9 protein-coding genes are annotated in these 12,329 nt (G+C 67.1%); 5 read left to right on the top strand and 4 right to left on the bottom strand.

The genetic code is table 11. The features are described 5' to 3' along the window. Nucleotides 1-118: 118 nt before the first annotated feature. A complete protein-coding gene (locus RZA67_RS04400; RefSeq protein ID WP_317211398.1) occupies nt 119-658 on the bottom strand; it encodes an HD domain-containing phosphohydrolase in 540 nt (179 codons plus the stop codon). A 192-nt stretch (nt 659-850) separates the two neighbouring features. On the opposite strand from RZA67_RS04400, the gene RZA67_RS04405 reads away from it, so the two are divergent. Continuing rightward, on the top strand, nt 851-994 hold the full coding sequence (locus tag RZA67_RS04405) for a hypothetical protein (protein ID WP_317211399.1): 144 nt from the start codon (nt 851-853) through the stop codon (nt 992-994). Between the two features lie 14 nt (nt 995-1,008). Here the strand turns inward: RZA67_RS04405 and mfd are convergent, their stop codons facing one another. The 3 genes from mfd to rlmJ form a co-directional block, all read right to left on the bottom strand. Then, the gene (gene mfd, locus RZA67_RS04410; RefSeq protein ID WP_317211400.1) at nt 1,009-4,473 is read right to left on the bottom strand and encodes a transcription-repair coupling factor; all 3,465 of its coding nucleotides are present in this window, start codon (nt 4,471-4,473) and stop codon (nt 1,009-1,011) included. Between the two features lie 92 nt (nt 4,474-4,565). Further along, nucleotides 4,566-5,111, bottom strand: coding sequence for a GNAT family N-acetyltransferase (locus tag RZA67_RS04415; RefSeq protein ID WP_317211401.1), 546 nt, complete (start codon nt 5,109-5,111; stop codon nt 4,566-4,568). A gap of 96 nt (nt 5,112-5,207) precedes the next feature. Beyond that, nucleotides 5,208-6,065 (bottom strand): 23S rRNA (adenine(2030)-N(6))-methyltransferase RlmJ, encoded by an 858-nt coding sequence (gene rlmJ / locus RZA67_RS04420; protein WP_317211402.1) that lies wholly within the window; start codon nt 6,063-6,065, stop codon nt 5,208-5,210. A gap of 420 nt (nt 6,066-6,485) precedes the next feature. Between rlmJ and RZA67_RS04425 the strand changes: the two genes are divergently transcribed. The 4 genes from RZA67_RS04425 to RZA67_RS04440 all read left to right on the top strand — a co-directional run bounded on the left by RZA67_RS04425 (nt 6,486) and on the right by RZA67_RS04440 (nt 12,287). Further along, the gene (locus RZA67_RS04425; protein WP_317211403.1) at nt 6,486-8,426 is read left to right on the top strand and encodes a hypothetical protein; all 1,941 of its coding nucleotides are present in this window, start codon (nt 6,486-6,488) and stop codon (nt 8,424-8,426) included. 250 nt (nt 8,427-8,676) lie between these two features. Continuing rightward, on the top strand, nt 8,677-10,269 hold the full coding sequence (locus tag RZA67_RS04430) for a M20/M25/M40 family metallo-hydrolase (RefSeq protein WP_317211404.1): 1,593 nt from the start codon (nt 8,677-8,679) through the stop codon (nt 10,267-10,269). Nucleotides 10,270-10,368: 99 nt separating this feature from the next. Beyond that, entirely contained in the window at nt 10,369-11,772 is a 1,404-nt protein-coding gene (gltX, locus tag RZA67_RS04435; protein ID WP_317211405.1) for a glutamate--tRNA ligase, read from the top strand. 29 nt (nt 11,773-11,801) lie between these two features. Beyond that, nucleotides 11,802-12,287: a Fur family transcriptional regulator gene (locus RZA67_RS04440; RefSeq protein ID WP_317211406.1), complete on the top strand. Its 486-nt coding sequence runs from the start codon at nt 11,802-11,804 to the stop codon at nt 12,285-12,287. Nucleotides 12,288-12,329: the final 42 nt, after the last annotated feature.

The raw sequence follows: 12,329 nt of genomic DNA on the forward strand, positions 1-12,329 counted from the left end.
ATCGCCGCGCCGTCGCTGCGCAGATGTGGGTCGCCGTAGAGAGGTGCGCCCGGAGAGGCGCGGCTGCTGGCGGGGCAGCTACGTCAATGCGATGCGGATAAAACGGTCGGGATCCGGCTTACGCCACGGGCCAGCGCCGCAGCATCGTCATGAAACACTGCAGAACGTAGGGGTCGACCAGGCCGCCGGCGGCGTCGTCGAGAATGCGCAGTACCTGGGACTGTTCCATCGCGGGGCGGTAGGGGCGGTCGCTGAACATCGCATCGAACGCATCGGCCACGGTGACGATGCGCGCGCCAAGCGGGATGTGCTCTCCAGCCAGACCATCGGGGTAGCCGCTGCCGTCGAAGGCCTCGTGGTGCGCGCGGATGACCTGCGCCACGGCGATCGCATCATGGCGGCCGGTGGCCAGAAAAATCCGCTCACCGTGCACCGGGTGTTCGCGCATGATGGCCTGCTCGTCGGCAGTGTGCTGGTTCGGGCTGCGCAGGATGGCGTCGGGCGTGCCGATCTTGCCGATGTCGTGCATGCAGGCGGCCAACGCAATCTGGTCGCACTCGGTGGGGGAGACCCCACAATGACGGGCCAGCGCATGGGCCAACTGACCTACGCGGTCACAGTGCTGGCGTGTGTAGCCGTCACGGACCTGCAGGGACATTGCCAGGGCTTGGATCAGACCGCCGGGCGCGCCCGCCGGGGGCGGAAAGTTGGGGCTTTCGAAAGAGGCAGGCTGCGACATCCTGTCTATGGTCGGTGAAAAAGTGACGGGGAACAACGCCTGTTGCCTGCGCTGGCGACAGAGTGCGTGTGTCCCGGGCGGCCTCCCGTCTGCCCGTCGCCGGAGTATCTGATGAGCCGTTACTGGTGTATCTACGACGAACGCGATCAACAGCCGTGTGACGAGAGCAGCACAGCGATGGAGCGCGCCGGCGTCAGCGGCGAATGCGGCTGCGACGCCGGCCAGCCGCCGCCGGAATCACCCGGCGACGCGTGAGCTGCGCGCGTGCGTCAGCCTGGGGCCAACGTGGTCAACAGGGCCTTGGCGGCATTGAACCGATCCTCGGGCAGGGGCAGCGGGTGCTTGATGCGCAGCTTGTCCGGGCCATCCATGCTGTACAGGTTGGACTGCTTCTGGATCAGCTGGATGACCGCCATCGGGTCGATGTTGGGCTTTGACTCGAAGACGATACGTCCGCCGGCCTCGCCCAGCTCGAGCTTGCGGATGCCCAGCTGGTTGGCGCGCAGCTTCAGTTCGGCGATGGCAAACAGGTACTTGGCCGGGTCCGGCAGCAGGCCGAAACGGTCGATCATCTCCACCTGCAGCTCGCGCAGCACGGCGCTGTCCTGGGCACTGGAAATACGCTTGTACAACGTCAGGCGCGTGTGCACGTCGGGCAGGTAGTCCTGGGGAATCAACGCCGGAACATGCAGCTCGACCTCCGCGCCGCGCACTTCCTCGCCGGCATCCAGGTCGGGCAGTTTGCCTTGGCGGATGCTGCGCACCGCGCGTTCGAGCAGCTCGGTGTACAGGCTGAAGCCCACTTCGGCCATCTGGCCGCTCTGGTCTTCGCCCAACAGTTCACCGGCGCCGCGGATCTCCAGGTCGTGGGTCGCCAGGGTGAAACCGGCGCCCAGTTCGTCCATCGAGGCGATCGCCTCCAGCCGTTTCTCGGCATCGGGGGTGATCGCGCGCCGGTCCGGCACCACCAGATAGGCGTAGGCGCGATGGTGCGAGCGACCCACGCGGCCACGCAGCTGGTGCAGCTGTGCCAGGCCGAAGCGGTCGGCACGGTTGATGATGATGGTGTTGGCGTTGGGAATGTCGATGCCCGATTCGATGATCGTGGTCGACAGCAGGACGTTGAAGCGCTGCTTCTGGAACTCGAGCATCACCTTTTCCAGCTCGCGCTCGGGCATCTGGCCATGGGCCACGCCGATGCGCGCCTCCGGCACCAGTTCGGCAAGCTCGCGCTGCATGCGCAGGATGCTCTCCACATCGTTGTGCAGGAAATACAGCTGGCCGCCGCGGGCAAGTTCACGTTGGAAGGCTTCGCGCAGCAGCGCGTTGTCCCACGGCGTGATGAAGGTCTGCACCGCCAGCCGGTTCGGCGGCGGGGTGGCGATGATCGACAGGTCGCGCAGCCCTGCCATGGCCATGTTCAAGGTGCGCGGAATCGGCGTGGCGGTCAGGGTCAGCAGATGCACGTTGGCGCGCAGCGCCTTCAGCGCTTCTTTCTGGCGCACGCCAAAGCGCTGCTCCTCGTCGACGATGACCAGGCCCAGGTCCTTGAACTTGACGTCCGGCTGCAGCAGGCGATGGGTGCCGACGATGACGTCGATGGTGCCGGCAGCCACTTTCTCCAGCTCGGCCTTGATCTCCTTGGTGCTCTTGAAGCGCGAGAGCACTTCCACCTTCAACGGATAGTCGGCGAAGCGGTCGCGGAAGTTGCGGTAGTGCTGCTCGGCCAGCAGGGTGGTCGGTACCAGCACCGCGACCTGTTTGCCTGCGCTGGCCGCTGCAAATGCGGCCCGCACCGCGACCTCGGTCTTGCCGAAGCCGACATCGCCGCAGACCACGCGGTCCATCGGCTGGCTGCTGCCCAGGTCACGCAGGGTCGCATCGATGGCGGCCAGCTGATCGGGGGTTTCCTCGAACGGGAAACCGGCCGCAAACGGTTCGTACATGGCACGGTCGACGTGCAGCGCCAGACCGGCGCGCGCGCGCCGGCGGGCCTGGATCTCCAGCAGTTCGGCGGCCACGTCACGGACTTTTTCGGCTGCCTTGCGCTTGGCCTTGGTCCACTGTTCGCCACCGAGCGAGTGCAGCGGGGCGGTCTCGGCCGAGGCGCCGGAGTAGCGGCTGATCAGATGCAGCTGGCCGACAGGCACGTACAGGCGGTCGCCCTTGGCGTACTCGATTTCCAGGAACTCGCCGGGCATGCCGCCGACGTCCATGGCAATCAGCCCGCGGTAGCGGCCCACGCCATGATCTTCATGGACGATGGGCGCACCTTCGGTCAGCTCGCCAAGGTCGCGGATGATGGCTTCCGGCTCGCGACCGACCCGGCGTGTGCGGCGGGTCTGGCCCGCGCGCTCGGGGAACAGCTGGCGCTCGGTCAGTACCGCGATGGCCGGCGCCTCCAGGGCGAAGCCATCCTCCAGCGGCGCCACCGCGATCGCGAAGCGTTCGGTGCCGGACAGGAACGACGGCAGGTCGGCCAGCACCGGCGGCCGCAGATCGGCGGCCTGCAGCACTTCCAGCAGCGCTTCGCGGCGGCCGGGGGAATCGGCGGCCACCAGCACCCGGCCGGGGTAATGGTCCAGGAACGATTTCAGCGCCTGCCCGGCAGGCGCATCGCGTGCAGCTACCGGCAGCGCTGGCAGCGGCTGGTCGCCGAGCGGCTGTGCCTGTTCGATGCGCGCGTGGTCGCTGGCCCAGACCTCGACGCGCGGGCCGTTGTTGAGCCGCTCGCGCAGCTGGTCGGGGGACAGATACAGCGCCGACGGGGGCAGCAGGGGCCGTTCTAGATCATGCCGACGCTGCTCGTAGCGGTCTGCGGTCTGTGCCCAGAACGCCACGGCGGATTCGTCGGTGCCGGGACAGAGCACCGGCAGGCTGCCGTCGGGCAGATAATCCAGCAGTGTGGCGGTGTGGTCGAAGAACAGCGGCAGGTAATACTCGATCCCTGCCGGTGCCAGACCGGATTTCAGGTCCTGGTACAGCGAGCTGCGGCGCGTGTCGACGTCGAAGCGCTCGCGCAGCGCATCAAGCACGCGCGCCACGCTGGCATCGTCCATCGGCACTTCGCGGCCGGGCAGCATGTGCACCGCCTCGACCTTGTCCAGCGAGCGCTGGCTTTCCGGGTCGAAGGCGCGGATCGAGTCGATGTCCTCGTCAAGCAGTTCCACCCGCAGCGGCTCGTCGGCACCCATCGGGAAAACATCGAGCAGGCCGCCGCGCACGGCGAAATCGCCCGGGTCCATCACCTGGGGCACGTTGCGGTAGCCGGCGCTTTCCAGCCGGCGCTTCTCGTTTTCAAGATCGAGACGCTGGCCGACCTTGAGGTCGAAGCTGCCGCCGATCACATACTGGCGCGGTGCCAGCTGCTGCAGCAGGGTCTGCACCGGCACCACCACCAGCCCGCGCTTGAGACCGGGCAGGCGGTGCAGCGCAGCCAGACGCTGGGAAATAATGTCCGGATGGGGGCTGAAGCGGTCGTAGGGCAGGGTTTCCCAGTCGGGAAAGCTGACCACCGGCAGGTCCGGATCGTCACCCAGCAGGGTGCGCAGGTCGGCCTCGATCTGGTTGGCGCCGTGATTGTCACGGGCCACCACCAGCACGGGCGCGCTGTGCGCGTGCGCGGCCCTGGCCAGATACCAGGCCAGCGCGGTCGCTGTATGCGGAGAGCGCCACCAGGCGCGGAGCTGGCCCGGACGGGGCAGCGGCGGTGCGGGAAGAGAAGAGCGCGACATGGACTGCCGATGGTATCAGATGCGTCTGTCGCGCCCGCGTGCAGGGCGCGCGGGCGCGGGGACCACGTTGGCCCCGGCTGCCGACGCCGCTGTCAGTTGTCCAGCTCGAGCACCATGCGTACCAGCCCGGGCGTCCCCTGCGGATGCGGCATCGGCTTGAAGCCGAGCGAGGCGGCCAGCTGCTTCATCGGCTCGTTTTCCTCGGCCACGTCACCATACAGGCGGTCGAGGTACTTGCCGCGAGCCCATTTGACCAGCTTGCGCATCAACTGCCGGCCCAGCCCCTGGCCAATCAGGAAGCGGCTGACCAGAATCGCGTACTCGGCATCGCGGGTACCGGCAATGATCGATGCCCGGGCCACCGCACCCACCACCGCATCGCCTGCGGGCAACGACTCGGCAGCTACCAGAGTGATCTCGCTCTTGGGATTGGGGTGGGTCAGACGCTGGGTGGTCTCCGGTGACAGTTCGGTCACCGCCTGCAGGAAACGGTCGCGGATCTCTTCCGGACCAAACAGGCTGAAGGCTGCCTGCAGCGGAGCGCCATCTTCCGGTCGGATCGGCCGGATCAACAGCTCATGGCCGCTGGGGGCCTTGAAGGTTTCGTGCCAGGGCGGCATGCGGTTGCGAGTGGCCATACCGTGGGATTCCTTGGTGGTCCGGCGATTGTGGCATTCCGCAGGCCGAATACCGTGAACGGAACGCTCACGTCGGTACAGCCTTGTGAAACCGCCTCAGACCGGCGTTTTGAGCCAGTCCAGCCGGGTGCTGGCGCCCGCTTCACCCAGGTGCTTGCGCAGGGCGGGGAGGGCAGGTCCCACCGTGCGGTCGAACTGGAACGGCGCGTTGAGAATCAGCATGCCCGAGCCGTTCAGGCGCAGCGGCGATTCGTCCGGACGCACCAGAAACTCGATGGTCAGCGCGGACTTCACCGGCAGCGCGGTCGCCTTGCGCAGGAAGTGCAGGATGGTCCTGCGCTGCTTGATCGGGAACCACACCGCGCAGGTGGCCTGTGGCCAGCGCGCCAGCGTTTCAGAAAGGGCGGTGAGGATGCGCGGATATTCGGCGTCCTGCACTTCGTAGGGCGGATCGATCAGCACCAGGCCACGGCCGATCTTGCTGCCGTTGACCTTGGGCGGCAGCAGCGCGCGCAGGAGCTGATAGCCATCGCCTTCGTGCACGCCCACGCGCGCGTCGTGGGCAAACAGCGCCTTGAGCGCGGCCGCCTCGTCCGGCTGCAGTTCGCAGGCAGCCATCCGGTCCTGGGCGCGCAGCGACTGGGCGGTGAGCAGCGGCGAGCCCGGGTACGCCAGCAGCGCCCCGACCGGGTTGTCGGCCTGCACGGCTTTCAGATAGCGCTCCACCACCTCCGGCAGGCTGGGTTGGGCCATCAGCCGCATCACGCCGTCTTCGATCTCCAGCGTCTTGCGGCTCTCTTCGCTGGCCAGCAGGTAACGACCCCGGCCGCCGTGCGTGTCGAGTACGAAGAACGGACTGTCCTTTCGCTTGAAGGCGTCAAGCAGGGCCAGCTGGACGATGTGCTTGAGGACGTCGGCGTGGTTGCCGGCATGGAAGGCGTGGCGGTAGTTCATGCCGCGCAGTGTACGGGGCCGGACGCGCAGCGGCTACGGCGTGTTGGCCCTCCAGGTCGTGCCGGTCGCACGGCTGCCTGGCGCCGCTGTCGTCAGGTGCACAGGGGCGCCGACGCGTCCGGCCGCTTGACCGTCAATCCTGTCGCCTCGACGCGACGTTCGCGCCATGGCAGCCCAGGCGGCATGAAGTCCTCGGCCCGGGGACGGACCGCAGTTGCGACAGCTGCAACATGCGGATATGGCGGATTACCCCTGTGCGACGTCCGTTGACCGCGTTGACCGCGCGGCACCACCGTTCAACCGACGGAGCGGCTATCCGGATTCCTGATCAGTTTTTCCGGGTTTTCCTACTCCGCTCCGTCAACAAAAACGATGGGCATACAAGCAGCCCGCGTACTCATCCTCAGCGAGGTGATGTTGATGTCTGGATTTCATGCAACCATGCTGGCGCTTGCGGTGGCAGGCAGTGTTCAAGGCGCTGGATCGACCGCTGGCGGGGTCGCGCACACGCCGTGGTCAGCGTTCGATGCGACGGCAGAGCACCTGCCGACCTTGCCTGTGCTGGGCCCCAAGCGGGTACTGCTGGTGATCGGTCGGTGGTCCAACGGCACCGGCCCGGACGTCGACGTGGTCCGCGATCAGGTGTTTTCATCGGACCCACGGTCGCTGCGCAGCTTCGTCACTGCGGCCTCCGGCGGCAAGCTGGTGTTGAACGAGGCACGGACGCTGGTGGCCGATTTCGGCGCGCGGCCGCAGGGCAACTGTGATTCGTCCGACATGCGCGCACGCGCGGCGAAGGCGATCACCGACAATGGCCTGTCATCCACCGATTACGACAACCTCTACATCGTGGTGTCGTGCCAGGGCGGAGCCAATGCGAACATGCCGGGCAACACGGCACTGTTCTTCGGCGTCGGCACCAGCACGCACGCATGGCTGCACGAGTTCGCGCACAACATCGGCATCGATCACCCGTCCACGTACTCCAACTGCCCGCAGACCGGCAACGCGGTGCACGCACCGGCGGGGTGTACGACCACCGCCTTTTCCGATTCGGGTGATCCGGTCGGTGGCGGCCAGGGTCTTTATCCGGCCATCGACCGGGCATTTGCCGGGTGGCTGGATGAAGGCCAGTACGCGCAGATCACCCGCACCGGGCTCTACCAGCTGGCACCGCTGGGAACGACAGGGCCCAATCTGTACACGGTCCGGCTGGGAGACAGCCAGCGTTACATCACGCTCGAATACCGGCAGCCCGTACCCGGTTATGGCTTTTCCGCTGAGGATGACCGCAACCGCGGGCTGTGGGTGCGTTATTCCACGGTATCCGGGCACGTCAGCAGCATGCAGGTCGATGCGGGTGGCGCCAACCCACCGGGAAGCGCACCGACGCTGGTTCCAGGAAAGATGCTGGTCGACGAGACCGATGGCGTGAGCATCCTGACCTGCGCAGCGACGGCCGACGGAGCGCTTTTCGCCATAGCCCTGCAGGGGGCTGCGCTGCCATCGTGCACGTCGGCCCCCGACGCGCCGGTCATCACTGGGCCGGTAAATGGCACCAGCGTGCTGCATCAGCCTCTGGTCAGTGGCACCGGCGTGCCGGGGGCAACGGTCACACTGGTACCTGCCTTCCAGCCGCAGACCGTGCTGGGGCGTACGCAGGTCGACGCGCACGGTCGCTGGCAACTGCAACCCACGCAGACGTTTGCAGCAGGCGCCTTCTCTGTGTCCAGCCGGCAGAGCCTGCTGGGACGTGACTCGGGATACAGCAACAATCAGTCTTTCAGCGTGAGCAAGGCGGGCCTTCCCGCACCGACGATCCTGCAGCCCGGCTCCGGGGCGTTGACCACCCGTTATCCCCTGATCGTCGGCAATGCATTGCCGGGGGCGCGGGTACAGCTGGCCAGGTCAAACCACCCTGACCAGATTCTGGCCGAGGCCACCGCCGGACCGGACGGGCAGTGGGCGATCAAGATCACCGCACCGATGACCGCAGGTACCGGCGCGGTTTCGGCGCGGCAGGTGCTGGCCGGCGCAACATCGGGTTGGGCAGCCAACCGCTCGTTCACGGTATCCCATGAAGTGAAGGTGCCGGCCATCAGCAGCCCGGCCAGCGGCGCGCGGGTCAACCGGGGGGCCGTGGAGGTTCGCGGCACCGCGATGCCCGGCACGACGGTCGTGGTGGTGCGCTCCGGGCAACCGGAGAGCATGCTCGCCTCGGTCACCGCCGACGGTGCGGGCAACTGGGTGGCACAACTGCCCGCAACGCTGCCCACCGGCAGCCTGAGCATTGCCGTGCGTTCGTGGGACAACGGCCTGGCGTCGTCGTGGTCCGGCAACCTCGGGTTCGTCATCCAGTAATTGCAGGGCCTGTTCCCCTGGGCCGGCCCAACACGCAATCGGCGCGTGCTGCTGGACGTGTTGGGCCGGCCGGATGAAGCGCTGACGGGGATCGACGCTGCGCGTTGACGGCGCCGTATTGGCCGGCATGCACGGTGCCGCGATGGGTGCGGCCCTCCCGCGTCCATGACTGATGGCCCACGGGACAGCGCTGCCGGCTGGCTAGACTCGGGGTTTGCGCCGTGACCGGCCGTGGCTCTGGGGAAGTGTGATGTTGAAGCGGGGAATGCTGGCGCTGGCGCTGGCCGTGAGCGTGCCGGCAGGGGCACAGCAGCAGGAGCAGGTGGACCTGGACATGGTCAGCCGGATCCGCCAGGAGGCGTTCCACCGGTCGCAGGTGATGGCCACCTTCAGCCACCTGACCGAAACCATCGGTCCGCGGCTGACCAACTCGCCGGCCATGGCGCAGGCCAATGCCTGGACGCGCAGCCGCTTCACCGACTGGGGCCTGACCAACGTGCACGATGAGGCGTTTGCCGACTTCGGCCGTGGCTGGGAGTTCAGCAATGCCAGCGTGGAGATGCTGGGCGAGCGCGTGCTGCCGCTGCATGCGCTGCCAAAGGCCTGGACGCCGGGCACCAACGGGCCGGTGGAAGGCGAGCTGGTGCAGGTGAAGATCGACAAGCTGGCCGACCTGGACAGATACCGCGGCAAGCTGCGCGGCAAAGTGCTGCTGCTCGGCGACGCACGTGCCTACAAGCGTGCCAGCGAAGCGAACTCGCACCGCCACGATGCCACCTCGCTGGAGGGCCTGCAGGCCTTCACTGTGCCCAGGGACGCCGCCGATGACCGCGCAAAACGGGTCAAGGAATACAGCGAGCGCCAGGCGCTGGCCAGGGCCGTCAATACGTTCTTCGTCGAGGAAGGCGCGCTGGCGGCGATCAGCATCAGTGGCTGGGATAACGGCATCATCCGCGTGGCCGGCGGTGGCTCGCGCAAGGCTGGCGAGCCGGTCGGCATTCCGGAGCTGGCGATGATCGCCGAGCACTTCAATCCGCTGGTACGGGCGCTCGAGCAGAAGCAGCCGGTGCGCCTGCGCGTGGACGTGGCTGCGCGCTTCACCGATGACACCGACCAGCCCGGCCACAACACGCTGGCCGAGATCCGCGGCAGCAGCCGGCCTGATGAAGTGGTGATGCTGGGCGCGCATCTGGATTCGTGGCACACCGGCACCGGTGCGGCCGACAACGCGGCCGGCGTGGCGGTGATGATGGAAGCCATGCGCATCCTCAAGGCGGTGGGCGCCAAGCCACGACGCACCATCCGGGTGGCATTGTGGAGCGGCGAAGAGCAGGGGTTGATCGGCTCGCAGGCTTACGTGGCGCGCCACTTCGCCCATTTCCCGGAACCGACCGACCCGGCCCAGCTGGCCCTGCCGGCCTCGCTGCGCGAACCGACCGGCGCATTGGTGAAGACCCGCGACTACGACAGGTTCGTTGCCTACTTCAACATGGACAATGGTTCGGGCCGGTTCCGTGGCATCTACGCGCAGGAAAACCTGGCCGCCGTGCCGGTGTTCGAGGCCTGGCTCAAGCCGTTCCACGACGTGGGCGCCACTACGGTGGCCACCCGCAACACCGGCAGCACCGATCACATCAGTTTCGACCGCGTGGGCCTGCCGGGCTTCCAGTTCATCCAGGATCGGCTGGACTACTTCAGCAACGTGCACCACAGCCACCTGGACACCTGGGACCATGCCGAACCGGAAGACCTGAAGCAGGCGGCGGCCATTGTTGCCTCGTTCGTCTACAACGCGGCAATGCGCGAACAGCGTTTCCCGCGCAAGGCCGAGCCGCAGCCCTGAGCGGCCGGGGGCGGGGCGCGTGACGGCCCCGCCCCGATGCGTGAGCCGTGCCGGGCAAGGACTGATAAAATCGGCAGATACCCGTTTGCCGAGCGTCCCATGACCTGCCGCACCCGTTTCGCCCCGAGCCCCACCGGTTACCTGCACATTGGCGGTGCGCGCACCGCGCTTTACTGCTGGCTGGAGGCCCGCCATCGCGGCGGCGAGTTCGTGCTGCGCATCGAGGACACCGACCGCGAGCGCAGCACCCAGGGCGCCATCGATGCGATCCTGGAGGCGATGCAGTGGCTGGGTCTGGATTACGACGAAGGCCCGATCTACCAGACCCAGCGCGTGGCCCGCTACCAGCAGGTGGCTGACCAGTTGATCGCCGACGGCAAAGCCTATTACGCCTATGAAACCCGCGAAGAACTCGACGCGATGCGCGAAGCGGCGATGGCCCGGCAGGAAAAGCCGCGCTACAACGGCGCCGCGCGCGAGCTGGGCCTGCCGTACAAAGACGATCCGAACCGGGTGATCCGGTTCAAGAACCCGCAGCAGGGCAGCGTGGTGTTCGATGACCTGATCAAGGGCCGCATCGAGATCGCCAACAGCGAGCTTGATGACATGGTGATCTTCCGCCCGGATGGTTTCCCGACCTATAACTTCGCTGTGGTGGTCGACGACTGGGACATGGGCATCACCGAGGTGATCCGTGGTGATGACCATATCAACAACACGCCGCGGCAGATCAACCTGTATGAAGGCATCGGCGCGCCGGTGCCGAAGTTCGGCCACATGCCGATGATCCTGGACGAGCAGGGCGCCAAGCTCTCCAAGCGCACCGGTGCGGCCGACGTGATGCAGTACCGCGATGCCGGCTACCTGCCTGACGCGCTGCTCAGCTACCTGGCCCGTCTGGGCTGGTCGCATGGCGACCAGGAGCTGTTCAGCCGCGAGGAACTGATCGCGCTGTTCGATGTGACCCAGTGCAACTCCAAGGCCTCGCGTCTGGACATGGCCAAGCTGGGCTGGGTCAACCAGCACTTCCTGAAGACCGAGGCGCCGGCCAGCATCGCGCCGCACCTGGTCTACCAGCTGCAGAAGCTGGGACTGGACCTGGCCGCAGGGCCGGCGCCGGAAGATGTGGTGGTGGCGCTGCGCGAGCGCGTGCAGACGTTGAAGGAAATGGCCGAGAAGGCGGTGGTCTGGTTCCAGCCGCTGACCATCTATGACGAGGCAGCCGTGGCCAAGCACTTCAAGGCCGGCGCGGAGTTGCCGCTGGGCAAGGCGCTGGAGCTGCTGGCGGCGCTGCCGAGCTGGACCGCCGAGAGCGTGGCCGGCGCCCTGCATGAGGTAGCGGCGGCACTGGACATCGGCATGGGCAAGGTGGCACAGCCGCTGCGGGTGGCCATCACCGGCACCCAGGTGAGCCCGGATATTTCGCAGACGGTTTATCTGGCCGGTCGCGAACAGGCCTTGAAACGCATCGAAGTTGCCATTACCAAGGTAGCAGCGGCCTGATCCTGTCACTGGCCTCGAGGAGAACGCGCATGTCCGCCAAGCCCGCCTGTACCGCCCCGCACCACCACGTCCACGATGCATCGGGCTTCGTGGAGGTGGTTGAACGTGTGTGCCGCGAGCGCGGCCTGCGCCTGACTCCGATCCGTGCCAATGTGCTGCGGCTGATCGCCGAGGCCGGCAAGCCGGTGAAGGCCTACGAGCTGCTGGAGTGGGTGCGCAGCGGCAACGGTGTGGGCGCCGATGCGCCGCCGACGGTGTACCGCGCGCTGGATTTCCTGATGGCCAACGGCTTTGTGCACAAGCTGGAGTCAGTCAATGCGTTCGTGGCCTGCCACCATCCCAGCAGTGCCCAGCACTCGGTGCCGTTCCTGATCTGCAACAGCTGCCACAGCGCGGTGGAGCTGGAGGACCGGGAGATCGTCGGCCAGCTGGAGAAGCGCGCCAAGGAGCTGGGGTTCCAGCCGCAGGCGCAGACGCTGGAAGTGCACGGGCTCTGCGCCCGCTGCGCAGGGTAGCGGGTTGCCGGGCAGAGCCCGGCACTACGCGGTGGGTTGCCG

Origin of the sequence: Stenotrophomonas sp. C3(2023), from assembly GCF_032911385.1 — a bacterium.
Classification (GTDB): Bacteria; Pseudomonadota; Gammaproteobacteria; order Xanthomonadales; family Xanthomonadaceae; genus Stenotrophomonas.

Excerpts from the sequence above, each read along its gene's own strand:
- RZA67_RS04400 (WP_317211398.1), bottom strand. The coding sequence starts at position 658 with ATGTCCCTGCAGGTCCGTGACGGCTACACACGCCAGCACTGTGACCGC.
- RZA67_RS04405 (WP_317211399.1), top strand. The coding sequence starts at position 851 with ATGAGCCGTTACTGGTGTATCTACGACGAACGCGATCAACAGCCGTGT.
- mfd (WP_317211400.1), bottom strand. The coding sequence starts at position 4,473 with ATGTCGCGCTCTTCTCTTCCCGCACCGCCGCTGCCCCGTCCGGGCCAG.
- RZA67_RS04415 (WP_317211401.1), bottom strand. The coding sequence starts at position 5,111 with ATGGCCACTCGCAACCGCATGCCGCCCTGGCACGAAACCTTCAAGGCC.
- rlmJ (WP_317211402.1), bottom strand. The coding sequence starts at position 6,065 with ATGAACTACCGCCACGCCTTCCATGCCGGCAACCACGCCGACGTCCTC.
- RZA67_RS04425 (WP_317211403.1), top strand. The coding sequence starts at position 6,486 with ATGTCTGGATTTCATGCAACCATGCTGGCGCTTGCGGTGGCAGGCAGT.
- RZA67_RS04430 (WP_317211404.1), top strand. The coding sequence starts at position 8,677 with ATGTTGAAGCGGGGAATGCTGGCGCTGGCGCTGGCCGTGAGCGTGCCG.
- gltX (WP_317211405.1), top strand. The coding sequence starts at position 10,369 with ATGACCTGCCGCACCCGTTTCGCCCCGAGCCCCACCGGTTACCTGCAC.
- RZA67_RS04440 (WP_317211406.1), top strand. The coding sequence starts at position 11,802 with ATGTCCGCCAAGCCCGCCTGTACCGCCCCGCACCACCACGTCCACGAT.